Origin of the sequence: Vagococcus bubulae (assembly GCF_003950315.1) — a bacterium.
Taxonomy (GTDB): Bacteria; Bacillota; Bacilli; order Lactobacillales; family Vagococcaceae; genus Vagococcus; species Vagococcus bubulae.
The window spans coordinates 1-16,150 of record NZ_NGJT01000035.1 but is presented as its reverse complement, the minus strand read 5'-3'; the positions used below and the strand labels follow the sequence as shown (position 1 = coordinate 16,150).

The 16,150-nt window shown below is 33.0% G+C and carries 14 protein-coding genes and 1 riboswitch; of the genes, 6 read left to right on the top strand and 8 right to left on the bottom strand.

What is annotated here, in order from left to right; translation table 11 throughout:
- Nucleotides 1-535 precede the first annotated feature (535 nt).
- The 5 genes from CBF36_RS11535 to CBF36_RS11515 all read right to left on the bottom strand — a co-directional run bounded on the left by CBF36_RS11535 (nt 536) and on the right by CBF36_RS11515 (nt 4,681).
- On the bottom strand, nt 536-829 hold the full coding sequence (locus CBF36_RS11535; RefSeq protein WP_125958526.1) for an immunoglobulin domain-containing protein: 294 nt from the start codon (nt 827-829) through the stop codon (nt 536-538).
- Nucleotides 826-1,218, bottom strand: coding sequence for a PD-(D/E)XK nuclease family protein (locus CBF36_RS11530; protein ID WP_125958525.1), 393 nt, complete (start codon nt 1,216-1,218; stop codon nt 826-828). The genes CBF36_RS11535 and CBF36_RS11530 overlap by 4 nt, the downstream gene beginning before the upstream one ends.
- A gap of 464 nt (nt 1,219-1,682) precedes the next feature.
- Nucleotides 1,683-2,087 (bottom strand): hypothetical protein, encoded by a 405-nt coding sequence (locus tag CBF36_RS11525; protein ID WP_125958524.1) that lies wholly within the window; start codon nt 2,085-2,087, stop codon nt 1,683-1,685.
- Nucleotides 2,088-2,570: 483 nt separating this feature from the next.
- Nucleotides 2,571-4,097 carry a class I adenylate-forming enzyme family protein gene (locus tag CBF36_RS11520; protein WP_125958523.1) on the bottom strand — a complete coding sequence of 509 codons (1,527 nt, stop codon included), beginning with the start codon at nt 4,095-4,097 and terminating at the stop codon, nt 2,571-2,573.
- Between the two features lie 173 nt (nt 4,098-4,270).
- The gene (locus tag CBF36_RS11515) at nt 4,271-4,681 is read right to left on the bottom strand and encodes a hypothetical protein (protein ID WP_125958522.1); all 411 of its coding nucleotides are present in this window, start codon (nt 4,679-4,681) and stop codon (nt 4,271-4,273) included.
- 202 nt (nt 4,682-4,883) lie between these two features.
- On the opposite strand from CBF36_RS11515, the gene CBF36_RS11510 reads away from it, so the two are divergent.
- A complete protein-coding gene (locus CBF36_RS11510; protein ID WP_243638030.1) occupies nt 4,884-6,854 on the top strand; it encodes an AAA family ATPase in 1,971 nt (656 codons plus the stop codon).
- A gap of 2 nt (nt 6,855-6,856) precedes the next feature.
- Entirely contained in the window at nt 6,857-8,131 is a 1,275-nt protein-coding gene (locus CBF36_RS11505) for a 5-methylcytosine restriction system specificity protein McrC (protein WP_125958521.1), read from the top strand.
- 25 nt (nt 8,132-8,156) lie between these two features.
- Here CBF36_RS11505 and CBF36_RS11500 read toward each other — a convergent pair whose 3' ends face one another.
- The gene (locus CBF36_RS11500; protein ID WP_125958520.1) at nt 8,157-8,633 is read right to left on the bottom strand and encodes a DNA-deoxyinosine glycosylase; all 477 of its coding nucleotides are present in this window, start codon (nt 8,631-8,633) and stop codon (nt 8,157-8,159) included.
- Between the two features lie 140 nt (nt 8,634-8,773).
- On the opposite strand from CBF36_RS11500, the gene CBF36_RS11495 reads away from it, so the two are divergent.
- A complete protein-coding gene (locus CBF36_RS11495) occupies nt 8,774-9,571 on the top strand; it encodes a helix-turn-helix domain-containing protein (protein WP_165865471.1) in 798 nt (265 codons plus the stop codon).
- 462 nt (nt 9,572-10,033) lie between these two features.
- Here CBF36_RS11495 and CBF36_RS11490 read toward each other — a convergent pair whose 3' ends face one another.
- On the bottom strand, nt 10,034-10,291 hold the full coding sequence (locus tag CBF36_RS11490; protein ID WP_125958518.1) for a hypothetical protein: 258 nt from the start codon (nt 10,289-10,291) through the stop codon (nt 10,034-10,036).
- Nucleotides 10,292-10,433: 142 nt separating this feature from the next.
- A riboswitch (M-box (ykoK) riboswitch) is annotated at nt 10,434-10,603 on the top strand.
- Between the two features lie 132 nt (nt 10,604-10,735).
- On the opposite strand from CBF36_RS11490, the gene CBF36_RS11485 reads away from it, so the two are divergent.
- Together CBF36_RS11485 and CBF36_RS11480 are read left to right on the top strand one after the other, a co-directional pair.
- Complete coding sequence (locus CBF36_RS11485; protein ID WP_243638031.1) at nt 10,736-11,419, top strand: MgtC/SapB family protein; 684 nt, start codon at nt 10,736-10,738, stop codon at nt 11,417-11,419.
- Nucleotides 11,388-11,888: a GNAT family N-acetyltransferase gene (locus tag CBF36_RS11480; RefSeq protein ID WP_338067388.1), complete on the top strand. Its 501-nt coding sequence runs from the start codon at nt 11,388-11,390 to the stop codon at nt 11,886-11,888. Before CBF36_RS11485 ends, CBF36_RS11480 begins: the two co-directional genes overlap by 32 nt.
- Before the next feature lie 127 nt (nt 11,889-12,015).
- Here the strand turns inward: CBF36_RS11480 and sstT are convergent, their stop codons facing one another.
- Nucleotides 12,016-13,260: a serine/threonine transporter SstT gene (gene sstT / locus CBF36_RS11475; RefSeq protein WP_125958516.1), complete on the bottom strand. Its 1,245-nt coding sequence runs from the start codon at nt 13,258-13,260 to the stop codon at nt 12,016-12,018.
- Between the two features lie 386 nt (nt 13,261-13,646).
- Between sstT and CBF36_RS11470 the strand changes: the two genes are divergently transcribed.
- Nucleotides 13,647-15,980 carry a DNA translocase FtsK gene (locus CBF36_RS11470; protein ID WP_125958515.1) on the top strand — a complete coding sequence of 778 codons (2,334 nt, stop codon included), beginning with the start codon at nt 13,647-13,649 and terminating at the stop codon, nt 15,978-15,980.
- Nucleotides 15,981-16,150 lie beyond the last annotated feature (170 nt).

Genomic DNA, 16,150 nt, shown 5'->3' with positions numbered 1-16,150 from the left:
AAAAAATAGAAAGTTTCTCGAATTGCGGTTGGCAGTCTTTTAAGAGGCTCTCTTTAGAGAGTATGTAGGTAATGAGCCCTTCTAGGGCTATTAAAAAGCCACCCGTTTTCACGGGTGGATATTTACTTTATCTGAAAAGTGTGAGGTCTGTGCATTATGAATTTTTAAAAGAATCTAACAATGATTCTGCTTGTTTACAGGTTTGAACAGTTAAATCAAAGTCCATTAAATCTAGTGGGCATTTACATAATGTTACCCATCTACTTTTATTTTCTTTATCCCTTTTATTCTTAGGTAATAAGTTTGTTCTGTATTTTTTATTGAAAATCGTTGAATTTTTAAAATATTTATCAATCAAGATAATATCATTTTCAAAATCTTGTGTACTTGAATTGTTCTCAAAAGGGATATAGTTCATTTTTATTGCTAATTAAAATTCTTTTTTACTATTCCTTTCAATTTGAAGATAAATATCTTTGATTGAGGGAGATGTAATCCCCATCTTTTTTAAAGTATCTTTATTCGAAAAATACCATCAGCAACCAGTGAATGTACCATTAGGATTATTTACTGGTCCATAACCAAATCCATTATTTGTATTTATGTGTGGTTTTAAGTCAGAGTAGAACCCAGAGCAGTGATTGAATTCCCATTTAGACAAATCAATTTCTAAATAATTAGTACTCTCATTTTGGATATTTAAAATGTTTTCCTTAAACATTCCTAATAAAGTCATACTAGCAAATTTATAGCCATTTAGTATTTGTAAAACATCTTCTCGAATAATCGGTAAATATCGTTGACTATCATAGTAACTTTGATTAATCATTTTAAAATAGATAAGGATAATATATTTTTTTCTGGTAATAAACCTAAAGTATCTTTAATTTTTTTAGTATTCTTTTTGTCTAAATCTGTTAACGATTCAATATAACAATCAATCTGTTTACCATGTTCACTTGTACCTATTTTGTCTTCAATCAAAATAAGATATTTATTATTGACTAATACTAGAACATCAATTTTATTTACTCTAATATCTTTAAAATCAATATTGTCTCCAGTCCATTCTTTTATTATTAAAGACAATAGCTTTTGAGCACTTTCTCTTTCATTTATGGATTCATTAAAGTGTTCTTCAGAAGCGAAGTTAAACCAATAACAAAGCAAAGCATCTTGCGATAATTCATTTGTAGCAAAGTTAAAAACATTATTCATTTTTTAATTCCTTTCTAAAATCCAATAAAATTAGCCAATTTACTTACTGTTTTTTCTGTTTCTTCGGGCATAACTTCTGTAAAGCAGGTTGCATGAAAGATGTCCACTCTTTGTTGTGGACTTTGATTAGAATAATTTTGCAAAGTGCTATCTAATCTTTTAAAATAATATTATCGAAATAGAATGTAACATACAATTAGTTTATTTTATTAGATTAACTAAAAAATTTTATTGAGTTACTTATGTATAATGTAAAAAGTTTTAAAGGGAGTGGTTTTTCTTACATTGACTTTTTTGAAGTATAATAGCTAAGCTGAAATCAAAGTTGGTGTAACTAATGATTGATATCGCTAACTGTTCGTTTTATACATTTTTAAAAATCACACTAAAAAAAGCAAAGTTTTAGTGATAACAACAAAAAAACCACTCAAATGAGTGGCATTTTAATATTTTAAAAAGTCATACTACTCATCGATTTCTACTAAATCACCTATTGAGATAATGCTGCTTTTTAAATGTAGATTTTTGTTTTCTTGTACATTAACTTTTAATGGTTTAAAATGTGTTTTTGATTCAGTTAAAACTGTAGGCGAGAGTGCATAATCTGATATTGCTGGCTTGTCTTCAGCTGATTTTTTTCTTGCAATAGAGAATTTATTATATACATCCGTAATGATAAGTTTCTCTTTTACTGGATTATATTGCCCAATAACTTCTTGAGTTTCAGGGTCTTTGATATCTATACCTTTTTCAACTATTTTAATTTCAGTTCCAACAATGTCCTTATCCATAAATGTGTTATCATTTCCATAATTGACAATAATTCTAGTGTCATCAACTATATCTATAACTTTAAAAAACTTATTCATTTTATCATATCCTTTCCTTTTTCATTTATCATACCAAAAAAATACATAGATATATAGTGCTTTTATAATATTATTTGTATAACAAGCTATTTTTATTTAGTCATTTGAAAATCAGCTTCTTCTAATACACCCACATTCTCAATTTTTATCGTTTTTATAGCATTTGCTTCATTGTTTGATTTGAATATTTTCTCAGATATTGAGAACCTTTTAAAAAATTACTATAAAACAGCTTGGCTGATTGCAATACCAGAAAACGGTACGCCAGCTAAAACCTATGAGAAGCAATTAGGTCAGTTTTTATTAGAAAATAATATACCAATTCTTGATATATTTTGACATTAGCCTATGATGACTTTTTTATGCTTGTATTTTTTATTGTACACCACTTCATATTATAAAACTGACAAGGGGATTAATAAAATAATGATATAGCACGCTCAAAACCTAGATTTTGGGTTCACTATATCATTAATATTTTTCCTATTCTTCCTTCAACCATTTCTCCAACAATAATCTCTGTACTTTCATTGTGGCAGTATGAGGTATTTCATCAAATGTTTTAATAATAGGTTCATTTAAATGCGGTAGGTCAGCTACTTGCATCCACCACGCGTCCCAATCCATTTCTTTTCCAGGTACAACAGCTAAAACAGGTTGAGGGGAGTTGTCTTTTCCACGAACAATCACGACTTCTTCTAAGAAATCCAAGGCATCTAATAAATAATCTTCCAGCGCAAGATTGCTATCAATGTTTTCGATCAAATCGACTTGGCGATCTTTTAAGTATAAATGACCACGTTCATCCATCATGCCGTAATCGCCACTATCCCACCATTTACCATAAACATTTTCTTCAAAACGAGCGTCTTCTTTATAATAAGTTAACGCACGTCCTTTTGATAAAAATTGAATGTGTCCATCTGTCATGACGGGTAGCAGTGTGCCATTTTCATCAGTAATTCTTGCTTTTGTCAGTCCTTCTAACCCAACTCCCATATCACGCGCGTCAGAATTTTTTAGCGAATCAATCGTGTGTGAACGTAAAATCATCGGACCACATTCACTTTGACCATAAACTTGTAAAAAGATAGGGTCATTTTCTTTTGATGCGTTTAAAAAGGCTAGCATAGTGGCATTGTTTATCGCATCAAATGTCGAATGATAACATTTAATGCTAGAAAACACATGAGGCTTTTCTTTTGCGAGTCTTGCCCATTGGACAAAATTATTTGGATGAGTTTCCAATGCAATAGGTTGGTGTGTTGTCAGCATGTCTTCCACTCGTTGAGGTGTTGCATTTGCTAGTGGCATCATAGGAAATCCCATACTCATCAAAGAAGAAACCCCAATATTAAAACGAGAGTGAACAGGTGAGATGTGAAATGCGACCAATTCTTTTTTAGAAATATGAGTAAAAATTTCTCGTTGCCATTTTGTTCGCCAACCCATTGAGTGATAAGAATGACAAATTAGCTTGGGAATCCCTGTTGTGCCAGACGTGTGAGTCATGTATGCTATGTCATCTTTACTCAACTCTTCTTGTGAAACAGGTTGTGCTGAGGCATGTAACAAGGTGTCTAATGAAATTTTTTTCTCGCTTGAACTATTTTGAACAGCTTGGACGTTTTCTTTCGTCACGTCATCAAATAAAATAAATGGGTCTTCTAAGCGCTCAACAAACACACTAATGGTTTCAGGCGGTAAATGATAAGACACCATAACAGGTATCGCACCAAGGAAAGAGGCTGCGACAGCAAGTAAATAAGTATCAAACTTAGGACTTTTATATAGGATGATTTTATCGCCTTTTTTAACACCTAAATGAGCCAACTGATACGCTCTTTTTAATATTTTGTCATGACTTTCTTTATAAGTTGTTTCTAATCCAAGTGAGGCAAAAGCTGGTAGTATTTCATCAAAAATAATCGGAACCGTTGGCGTTTTCTCAGCAGCCTCTTTGTAGTTGGTATAAAGATTTAATGGTTGATAGTCAAGTATATTTTTCAATTAAAAAACCCCTTTAAAATAAATTGTGCAAGTTTGAACAATTGCTGAATTATCTTATCATAAAATTACTTTATTTTCTATGGTTAAAAAGTAGGGTTAAGTGGGAAGAATCAAACAACTCATACATAAAACCATGATTGAATACATGTTATGTATGAGTTTGATTAGACAGTTTATATATTTTGTTGAGAATTCATGTATTCAATTTTTCTAATCTGTTTGAGTTCAGCTAAATTACTGAAATGCTTGATGAATAAAAGATTAAAAGCATAGAAAAAAATAGACATGAATAAAGAGATCATCAATACGATAAATAATACCAAATCATTATATTCTGTATCATTTTGACTATGCGTGTTGTAGCTATCATCTGCCTCGTCTGAATTGGGATTGTAGTGACTAAGATAAGCTTGCTCCTCTTTGTATTCTTGATAGGATACACCAGTATAATACGCTAAAGGAAAAGAAAGGATGATATTCAATATTAGAAGTGTTTGATTTAACGTTCTAAAAAATGATGATAGTGCTGTACTTTCTTTGTCCATAATTGTATTAATAGATGTTTTTTTATTTGTTAGTTCCATGTGATTCCTCCAAAGTTTAATAAAATACTTAGATAGATTACATAAAACCTGTTGTTAGGTCTATATTATTTTTTTAATTTTCTGAAAATAGTGTCTTTTATAAGAGATATATTAATAAAAATGCTCTTTTTATAAAATCGGATTCATGACTTATGATACAATAATTACTAAGTATAATTATTAGAAAGTTAGGTGATGACTTGTGGAAATAACTGATAATACCCCACGTATAAGTTTAGATGGTTTTTCAGAATGGTATCGGCGAAATAAATTAGAGTTATTGGAACAAGCAAATGATTGGAAGAAAGAAAATGATAAGTTAGTATCCGATTTTCTTGAAGACTGGCCTTTAGATAGATTAAAAAAATTGACACTAGATGAATATGTTATTGGAAAAGGGGCAAATAATAAATCCCTTTGCTATGAAATTGAAAGTGGCAAGTATATGGATATGTTTTTAGGAATAAGAGGGGGAACAGCTGGTAAATTTGGAATTTATTGGAGTGAACAGCACAATTCTTATTGTGATAAAAATAATAAAGTCATTAAAAATGAAGAAGTTGATGAAAAATTTGTGAATCTAAAGAAAGATTTAGTTGATATTATAACAAAAGGGATTAATTCAGAATTTGATGATGTGGTTTTTGATAGATTTAATACGACAAATTCTTTTTTTAATCGTTCGGCCATGACAATTAAGCTTCTTTGTGCTTACTCAAAAGGGACACTTTTTTCAGGAATAAATACCAATAAAGATCAAAAAGAATTATGGAGTAAACTAGTTCCTTTAGAAAAAAGAGGAGGCGTTTACAAACAAAATTATGAGATAACAACTAAAATATCTAAACGTCATGAAGAGTTAAGTGATGGGTGTTTGAGTATCATTTTATGGCTGTATCGCAATGCTGTTTTATCAGATGAAAAATCAGATAGTAGTTTAAATAAAGAAAGTGATGAAGGAGTGATGATTGTGCCTAATTATAAATTAAACTACTCTAACATGTTAAAAACTTCCAAAAACATCATTCTTCGTGGTGCACCAGGGACTGGAAAAACATATTTAGCCAATCAAATAGCAGCTGAGATTGTATCGAATGGTGGAACCACAAATGTTGCTGAATTAACAACTGAAGAAAAGGAACAAGTAGGGTTCGTTCAATTTCATCCAAGTTATGATTATACAGATTTTGTTGAAGGATTACGTCCATCGACCACAGCAGAAGGTACCGTAAATTTTGAATTAAAACCTGGAAGTTTTATGGCTTTCGTGAATAAAGCGAAGGAAATTGAAACAGATCATGGTCAAGATAATTTTGAAGAAGCATGGGAATTGTTTTTCGAGGATGTTTCTGAAGCCAGTATCAACAACGAAGGATTTAATGGTATTAAAACATTGACTGGAAAACCGATTAAGAATCTATTAGTTTATAATAGAAATGATATGCAAGGAGTCTATCCAGCAGGTAAAGAAATGTATTGGAATCATGACCAAATTTATAATGTGTATCGAGGGTTACCAGGCGTTAAAAAAGGTGGACTAGATAATTACAGAAAAGCCATTGTAGAGTATTTAAAAACACATTATGGGTTAAAAGATTATCAAGCACCAACTACCTCAGAGAAAAATAATAAAAATTATGTGTTTATTATAGATGAAATCAATCGTGGAGAAATTTCAAAAATATTTGGTGAACTATTCTTCTCAATTGACCCAGAATATCGCGACCATAAAGAAGGAATCTTTACGCAATATGCTAATCTTCACGACAATCCAGAAGAAAAGTTTTACATCCCAAGTAACGTCTATATCATTGGAACCATGAATGATATAGACCGTTCAGTGGATACATTTGATTTTGCGATGCGTCGACGTTTTACTTTCCTTGAAATTACAGCGAAAGAATCGGCTGAAAATATGGGACTGTCCTCTAGTGTGAAAGAACAAATGGCGAGACTGAATCGTTCGATTGTCGAAAAAGGTGGATTAACGTCAGATTATCAGATAGGTGCTAGTTATTTTAAAGCGCTTGAAGTACCTGAAGAAGACGACAAGAATGCACCATTATGGGAACATAAACTTTATCCATTGTTGAAAGATTACTTTAGAGGTGAGTACAAGTCAGAAGACATACTCGAAAAAATCAAGAAGGATTACTTTAACAAGGAGGACTAATGATGCGTTCTTTTGTGTTAAAAGATAATAATGAAGTTCAGTTAGATGGATATGAAGAGGTAAAAGAGCACCCTATTATCAATCATTTAGTCGATAAAAATCTTTCTGAGCTGGAACAAGATGGGATTATTATTTTTCCACAACAGTTGTCTGATTCTGTCGACTTAACCAATGAGAACCTTATTTTTGAAACAAGAAGTAAAGAAGTATGGACAGGTAATGTTGTAGGGTTACTGAGTGATGGTGAAGATGACATACGAATTACATCACGTTTTACAGAAGATAGCTCAGAAGATTATTTTTTAAGACACATGTTACAAACTGTTTTAAATTATAATGTGATAAATACAAAGATATTATCGTCGAAAGAAACTTCTTATTATGATTTGTTAGTTTTTTTATTTCCGTATTATTTAAATCAGGCAATGAAAAAAGGGTTGTACAAAGAATATGTGACACGGGATTATAATGATGCCAACATCAAAGGTCCTATAGACATAGCAAGGCATCTGAAACAGAATGTCCCTTTTATGGGCAGTATAGCCTATCGAGCACGAGAGTTTAGTTATGATAATTCTATTACGCAATTGATACGACATACGATAGAAAAAACCCAACAAAATTATGACATGTTGTTATTTAATGAGAGTGTTACAAAAGAACATGTACGGTCCATAAAACAAGCAACCTCATCTTATTCAAGAGTGAATAGAGATGTTGTGATTCAAAAAAACATAGAAAATCTTGTTAAACATGGCTATTATGAAGAATATACTGCTCTACAAACACTTTGTATTAGTATTTTGACCGAACAAAAAGTAGGATTCGGCAGAGATGATAAACGTGTTAATGGCATTATAATAGATGTTTCTTGGCTTTGGGAAGAGTATATTTGGAAAGTGACAGATTGGAAACATTACGGGAGAAAAACACATTTACCACATTTAAATCTTTTTAGTGATCCAAAAGGTGCACCACGTTATCCAGATTTTTCCTTGGGCAAAATGCCAATTGATACAAAATATAAGAAAAAACTAGATACGCGAAATGATTATAACCAAATGACCACCTACATGCATATTATGTCTGCAGAAAAAGGTATCTTTTTACAACCTAGTATAAACGAGTCAGGTAAAAAATTAATTGGCAAGTTAGCTGGTCTAGGTGGCAAGATGTTTACCTATAAATTTAAAGTCCCACAATATTGTGTAACCTTTGAAGAATTTCAAGAAAAAATAAAAGAAGTTGAGTCCACACTAAAATCACTAAAACTCTAACCTAAACAGGCTAGAGTTTTTTTGTTTATCTCACCATCTCCAATGCTTCATACCATTGCTGTCTTCGTTTTTCCATAAACCCATTCGCAGCGCCACTAGTTGAAATACACGGTATGACAGTTATATCAGGAAATAAATTGTTTTCTAACACTTCGTCATAAGCTTTTTTACCATTTGTGATAATTAATTGAATATTCGCTTTAGTTAAAATATCACTAAAATCATTTAATTCTACTGTTTTGATAGATGTATCTAAACTTCCTTCACGCTCAAATAAATGATAGACATCCCACAAACCAATCTGATGATCTAGCAGTAACGCCACTCTCTTGTCATAATCTGTTTCAAAGGGAACGTTAAAAAAAGCAAACATCATTTTCCAAAACTGATTTCCATTGTTACCATAATATTGTTGTTTCTTTAATGACATCTCACTTGGTGCACTGCCTAAAATAAGAATTCTTGTGTCTTTATTGAAAATCGGATCAAGTCCACGTTGCATAAAACATGCCTCCTTTTCATTATTAAGTTCATCGTAAGATAAAACTAGTCATAAGTAAATCTTAACAAGTTAAAAATATTAGTGACAGAATCCATTTCTCAAACGTTTATATAAGTGTAGAGAAAAATATGGAGGATGAGATGATGACAACACAACCAACTTATTTTGCGATTATCCCAGCTCATGTGAGATACGCTAAAACGATTAGTGCTAATGCCAAACTGTTATACGGAGAAATTTCTGCTTTATGCCATCAGCAAGGGTATTGCTGGGCAAGTAATGATTATTTCGCCAGATTATATGATGTGAGTAAAACGTCTATTTCAAAATGGATTAACCAATTAAAAGAGCAAGGATTTGTGACAGTCGAGTTGCAATATAAAAAGAATAGCAAAGAAATTGATAAGCGGCATATAAGAATTGTTGAAGAGCCTATGAAACAAAAAGAGCTCACCCCACCAACGAATGTGATTGCCCCTATTGAAGAAAAGTTTAAAGAGAATAAGACAGTGAATACTAAAAAGAATAAAACAATGAATAAAAAGCATCAGTACAAAGAAGAGCATATGAGATTAGCAAAAATGTTACACATGAATCTATCAAAAGATTTTCCAAAAGAGATGAGTAAAGTTAACATAAATGATTGGGCAAGTGAGATGTACTTGTTAAACAGGCAAGATGGCGTGAAAATAGAGGACATAAATCACATGATTGACTGGTTAAAAAACAATGATTTTTGGTCTCGTCATATTAGACACCCTAAAAAGTTAAGAGAAAAATTTGAGCGACTTGTTGTTGAAAGTAAAAAAGGGAAGACAACAACATCAAAAACAGAAACATTGCCTGATTGGTTCAGTCAATCGATAAAAGAAACTCCAGCAAGTGAAGAAGATATGTTTGATATTAAGCAAAAAATACTGGCGTTTCAAATGAGTTAACAAAAACAGACTAGCTATAAAAGCCAGTCTGTTTATTAAGTGCTTTTCGTTGATGCTTTTTAAAAGCAAGGATAGGAGCTGTAATAGCAGTCGCAATAGTGGCAATGATTACTGTTTTTTTCTTCATAAAAATCATCCTTTCAAAATAAATGGTAGTGCTAAGTGGACGGTAGGATTCGAACCTACACCTCGGTAAATAGAGAACAAACATACGTCTAGACTCTTAGAGTGAAAACACCACGTTCGCCCACATAATATAAATGAGTTAGAGGCAGATGAGCCTCTAACACTCAAAAGAATCAGGCAATTATTTTCGACATCATCTTCTTTCTTTGAACTGTCTTAATCATACAAGGTAAACCTTAAGTCAAACGTAAAAATATAAGAAGTATTTATGAACGAAATTAAGAAAAGATAAAGAGTGCTGACAAACAAAAAATAAACCTTCCAATCATTGGAAGGTTACAGGCGTTTAAATGTTGTGATAAAACCATTTTCAGACCAGTCTAAAATATACACTGCTTTGTCATAAACGTCATAGATCACTTTTTCAGTTCGATCAGTTAAAAACGGTAGAACTTTTGCATAGTCAATGTGTGATGATTTAAAAAAAGTGATTAAACTATCTTTAGTATGCCATGTGGCGTCATTAGATAGAAGTTTCATTCGTAAGTCAGATTTGACTTCTTCAGGGACATCAAATAATTCAATATCATCCAAAAGTAACACTCCCTTAAGTTTATTTCTTAAATAATAGCACAAAAAAGGGAGGTGTACTCAATAAAGATATCAAATATCATAAACGTGACATGTTTTCTTTTGACAAATAACCTATCTTTTGTTAACTTATAGATGAAAATAAAATACGATTTGTTAGGTGAGGCTCCTATACAAACATAGGCTACTGCCCAAAAATGTCGAGAGACGCCAATGGGTATAACAGAAACTGTCGAATACAAGGCTTTTTTTAAGGTAGCTAAGAGATTTCTCTTTACGTTGTATAGTGCCAAAACTCAACGATTAGATCACAAATTTAACTATCATTGATTGATTATTTAAAGCGACTTTTCGTGGGGTTTTTATGCGAAAAGCCGTTTTTTTATTGAATGATCATATTTTATTTTCAAAAAAATGTAAAGGAGGAGGGAGTATGAATTTTTAGTGATGCTTGTGATGAGTTTGATATCTGGTGGACTGATTGGGATAGAAAGACAATGGCGAAAGAAAATAGCCGGAGTTAGAACGATGGTATTAGTATCATTAGGTGCGACTATTTTTGTGTCCATTTCTTCAATGGTATCCATTGATACAAGCCCAACAAGAATTGCGGCACAGGTTGTGAGTGGTATTGGTTTTTTAGCCGGTGGGGTGATTTTAAGAGATGGATTTAGTGTGACAGGACTAAATACAGCTGCGACTCTGTGGTGTACCGCAGCAGTTGGCGCGATGATAGGTGCTGGATTTGTTAAAGAAGGCTTTTTATCAGCCATCATTATTATGTTAGTCAATATCGTAATTCGCTTTGCCTCACATCAATTAGACCAAATTGCTGACGTTTACCGGCCAGAATGTGACGAAGAACTTGAAAATTCATTCTTAATCGTCACAAGTAAAAACACATCAGAAGTGGCTTTAAGAACAGAAATTATCTATCAACTGGATAAGTATTATTTATCATTTTGTCATTTTTTATGCCAAGATTTAGCTGGAGGGATGGTCCAATTACAAGTCGAAATTGAGCCAAGTTCAAATAGTGAGTTAGCTATAAAAGAAATCATCACTCACTTATCAAAAAATCAAGATGTTGTAGAAATTTATCAATTATCAAAGGGGGAATTATCATGGTAAAACAGTATTCACTTTAATCAGATGGGACAGTGCAGTATATAAAGAAACACTAAACTTACGAAATGATGTACTCAGAAAAAGTGCCGGAAAACCACTTTTAGTTGAGTCTCCAAAAGAAGAAAGGACAGACATTCATCTAGTCATCAAACAAGATGGAAAAGTGGTGGGGACATTGTTATTACACCCATGTTTTACTTCTTGTGTTCAAATTAAACAAGTCGCCATTAGCCCAACTTGTCAAGGACAAGGTCTAGGTAAAAAGTTGATGGTATATGCAGAAGATGTAGCTAAAAGATTAGGTTATTCTACTATTTTCTTAACAGGTAGACAATCAGCTTGGAATTTTTACCGAAAATTAGGATACAGTGAGTTGATGGATGATTATGTAGATGGAGATTTAGTATTTAAAGTATTTAAAAAAGAGATTCAAACAGTTCCTATTGTAAAGGAGATGAAAACAAATGGATGACAGTAGTCAGATATCAAGTGACATACAAAGGATACAGGTGTTAAAGACAGATTATTATTGTTTATTTGTTTTTAGCGCCTTTCTACATAAAAAACTCCCTCGATTCGTTGAGGGAGTTTTGTTTATTCTAAACTAATTTTTGAGCTTCTCTTACGCGTTCGTTTAAATCAATTGGTTCGCCTGATTTTTTCTTATCGTAAAATTCAGCTGTTGCAGCAAATAAAAGGTCAGCAGCTGAGTTAAGAGCTGTTTCAACAGAGTCTTGGACAACCCCAATGATAAATCCAATCCCAACAACTTGCATGGCAATATCATTTGAGATGTTAAATAAGCTACATGCAAGAGGGATAAGTAGTAAACTACCACCTGCAATTCCAGAAACCCCAGTTGATGAAATGGCTGCTAATAAACATAGTAAGAAAGCAAGAGGAAACGGAACGTCCATCCCCATTGTATAAGCAGTTGCCAGTGTCATGATTGAAATAGTAATAGCAGCACCACCACTATTAGCAGTTGCGCCAAGAGGAATAGAGATAGAGTAAGATTCTTTATCTAATCCTAATTTCTCACATAATTCCATATTAATTGGAATATTTACCACAGAACTACGTGTAAAGAAGGCAGGAATGCCACTTTCTTTCATACAGAACATGGTTAAAGGATAAGGATTTTGTTTGAGTAATAAAAATACCATCAGTGGATACACGATGAATGACACAAACAACATCGTTCCAACTAATAATAAAATTAGTTTGCCATACTCGGCTAGTCCTTTAATCCCAATTTCTGAAATAGAGTTAAATACCAACCCAACAATCCCAAGTGGTGCAAATTGAATAATGATTTGAATCACTTTAGAAATGGTACCAGAAATATCAGCAATGACATTTTTAGTTGCTTCAGAAGCACTTCTCATACATGCTCCAATCACAGCACCCCAAAATAGTAGTGATAAATAATTTCCTTCAATGATCGCTTGGACTGGGTTCATAACCGCACCAATAATAATGTCTGATAAAATTTGCCATAAATCATCCGGTGCTTGTTGATCAATCGCCACATCTGGCAAGACCAATTTAACAGGGAATAACTCTGAAGCAAACACAGCGATTAAAGCGGCAATAAAAGTGGCACTTAAATATAAAATAATGACGGTTCGCATATGTGTTTTAATGCCTTTTTGGTGTTTAGATAATGATTCGATGATTAGGAAAAATACCAATAATGGCGCAATAGCTTTCAAAGCCCCGATAAAGAGATCACCTAATATTTTAATCCAAGTCCAGGAAGGTAGCAACATCCCTAAAATTGCCCCGACGACAATACCGATACATATTTTCTGGATTAATGATAACTCTCTAATCTTTTTCATAGCGTTCTCTCCTTTTTATAATATTAATATAATATACTTTAAAAATTCACAAAAAGAAATACTTGTTTTGAAATTAATTCAAACTTTTTTCTTGTCTTTTTTCATTTTTGTAATGTTATAAAGGGATTTGCGTTTATAAAAATGGTGTATTTAAAAGAGTGAAGATTGATAAAGAGACAAGGTTGTTTTTTTATTTATGTGATTTTATAAAATAAAAAACTAGTCAATTATTAGATGTTAAATAGAAAGAAAAGTATAACTAAACGAGTTTATGAGTAAATAATGAGAAACAGTTGGTGAACGTATGTTTGTTTAAATGATAAAAGAACAAGAAAAACTAAAACAAATATAGTATAATATCACTGATGACTTAAAGGAGAGAGATTATGGCGAAAAAGAAAACAAAACGAGCGCCTACTAAAAAGCAAAAAGAACAACAAGAGCGAACCACTTATTTCTTAATCGGTGTGTCATTTATCCTATTTGGTATTTTAGGAGGGTTACGATTAGGATTTTTAGGCATGTTGATGACAAACGTCTTTCGTTTTTTTGTGGGCAATTTGCACTTAGTAATGGCTCTTTATTTAATTATTTATGGGGCACTGTTGATGTTAATGGGAAAAGATCCCAAATTTAAACGAAAAAGTTTAGTGATAGGTTTAGTGGTCTTTTTCTTAGGGCTATTGCTATTTATTGAGATTGGGTTATTTAAAACGATCAGTCGTGATACAAATATTTTAGGGATGACTTGGCAAAAGATTTCATCTGATATAAAAGCAGGTAGTGTGACGCAATCAGTCGGTGGCGGTATGATTGGCGCCCTTCTTTATACCATCACTTACTTTTTGGTATCAAAGGCTGGCTCTTATGTGGTTGCCTTTTTAGCGATGATAGCAGGCGTGCTACTGATTTCAAATATTGGCATGGGGCAAGTGGCGGATAAAGTGGTTGAGTTTGGTACGCATTTTTTTCAATCGCTAAAAGAAAAAAAACAAGAACGAGATGAAAAAAAAAAACTGAATGAGAAAAATCAATCAAAAGTTTCAGAAAATCGTGTAAGAGAATTGACTGATAAAGAAAAAAAACAACAAGAGCAAGTAGTCAATGATGATGAGGAAGCGGAGAAAGAACAGCTAACACTTGAAATTGACAGCTATCAGGATCATTATAAAAAACGCGACCAGCAAACCGTTGAAAGACCAAAAAAAGAAATTAAAGAAAAAAAACAAGAAGAGTCTGACAAAGAACAACCCCTCTTTTTTGATTTACCAGAAGGCGAAGAAAATGAAGATTACGAATTGCCCCCTGTTGAGTTGTTAAATGATATTCCACTCACTGATCAAAGTGCTGAATACAAATTGGTTGAAAAAAACGTCAAAGTACTCGAACAAACCTTTGATAGTTTTGGAGTGGATGCCAAGGTGGTGCGAGCAAGTTTGGGACCATCTGTGACAAAATTTGAAATACAACCAGCTGTTGGGGTTAAGGTAAGTAAAGTCGTTGGATTGACAGATGATTTAGCCTTAGCTTTAGCCGCAAAAGATATTCGGATGGAAGCGCCGATTCCTGGTAAATCGTTAATTGGGATTGAAGTACCAAACCAAACAACGAGTATGGTGTCGTTTCGTGATGTGGTAGAATCTGAAAACAATCATGACGAGTTATTACTTGAAGTACCATTAGGGCGAAGTATTTCTGGTGAAGTGATGACAGCTGATTTAACGAAAATGCCTCATTTGTTAATTGCAGGCTCAACTGGTAGTGGGAAATCAGTCTGTATCAACACGATTATTTCGAGTATTTTAATGAAAGCTAAACCGCATCAAGTCAAAATGATGATGATTGACCCGAAAATGGTGGAGTTAAATGTGTATAATGGTGTGCCGCATTTATTGACACCAGTTGTAACCAACCCGAGAAAAGCCGCTCAAGCATTGCAAAAAGTGGTGGAAGAGATGGAAAGACGTTATGAGTTATTTGCCGGTTTTGGTGTACGAAACATGAATGGGTACAATGACATGGTAAAAAAACATAACAAAACAACTGGAGAAAATAAATCGAGTTTGCCTTATATTGTTGTTATCGTGGATGAGTTAGCAGACTTGATGATGGTAGCAAGTAACGAGGTCGAAGATGCGATTATTCGATTGGCACAAATGGCAAGGGCAGCAGGGATTCATATGATTCTAGCGACTCAACGACCAAGTGTAGATGTTATTACAGGAATTATTAAAGCAAATGTTCCGTCGCGTATTGCCTTTGCTGTATCAAGTGGGATTGACTCTCGGACGATTATTGATAGCAATGGGGCGGAAAAATTACTTGGTCGAGGAGATATGTTATTTGTTCCGATGGGTGAGAATAAACCCATTCGTGTTCAAGGGGCGTTTATTTCTGATGACGAAGTCGAGCATATTGTGGAGTTTGTGACCAATCAACAAGAAGCAGATTATCAAGAACACATGATGCCATCAGAAAACACCACAACAGGTGGTTCAACAGAAGACTTGGACGAATATTTTGATGAAGCAAAAGCTTTGATTATCGAAATGCAAACAGCAAGTATCTCACTATTACAACGTCGATTTCGTATTGGCTATAACCGAGCAGCGCGATTAATTGATGAGTTGGAGGAACATGGCGTAGTTGGTGCTTCTGAAGGAAGTAAACCACGTAAAGTGTTAATGGCATATAGTGATGAGGAAGATATAGAAGAATAATAGATAAAACAACCGATATCTAGTCTGATATTGGTTGTTTTTTGGTTGCGTCAAGAATTATGTGTAAATGGAAAAAACCATTCTGTCGGTTAAGTTAAAACATTGATTCTAATGTATCTTGTATTTCTTTAAAACCTTTATGAATCCGACACAAAAATTTCTGATTATAG

Bases quoted from the DNA above. Each gene is read 5' to 3' on its own strand.
- CBF36_RS11535 (WP_125958526.1), bottom strand. From the start codon at position 829: ATGATTAATCAAAGTTACTATGATAGTCAACGATATTTACCGATTATT.
- CBF36_RS11530 (WP_125958525.1), bottom strand. From the start codon at position 1,218: ATGAATAATGTTTTTAACTTTGCTACAAATGAATTATCGCAAGATGCT.
- CBF36_RS11525 (WP_125958524.1), bottom strand. From the start codon at position 2,087: ATGAATAAGTTTTTTAAAGTTATAGATATAGTTGATGACACTAGAATT.
- CBF36_RS11515 (WP_125958522.1), bottom strand. From the start codon at position 4,681: ATGGAACTAACAAATAAAAAAACATCTATTAATACAATTATGGACAAA.
- CBF36_RS11505 (WP_125958521.1), top strand. From the start codon at position 6,857: ATGCGTTCTTTTGTGTTAAAAGATAATAATGAAGTTCAGTTAGATGGA.
- CBF36_RS11500 (WP_125958520.1), bottom strand. From the start codon at position 8,633: ATGCAACGTGGACTTGATCCGATTTTCAATAAAGACACAAGAATTCTT.
- CBF36_RS11495 (WP_165865471.1), top strand. From the start codon at position 8,774: ATGATGACAACACAACCAACTTATTTTGCGATTATCCCAGCTCATGTG.
- CBF36_RS11485 (WP_243638031.1), top strand. From the start codon at position 10,736: ATGCTTGTGATGAGTTTGATATCTGGTGGACTGATTGGGATAGAAAGA.
- sstT (WP_125958516.1), bottom strand. From the start codon at position 13,260: ATGAAAAAGATTAGAGAGTTATCATTAATCCAGAAAATATGTATCGGT.
- CBF36_RS11470 (WP_125958515.1), top strand. From the start codon at position 13,647: ATGGCGAAAAAGAAAACAAAACGAGCGCCTACTAAAAAGCAAAAAGAA.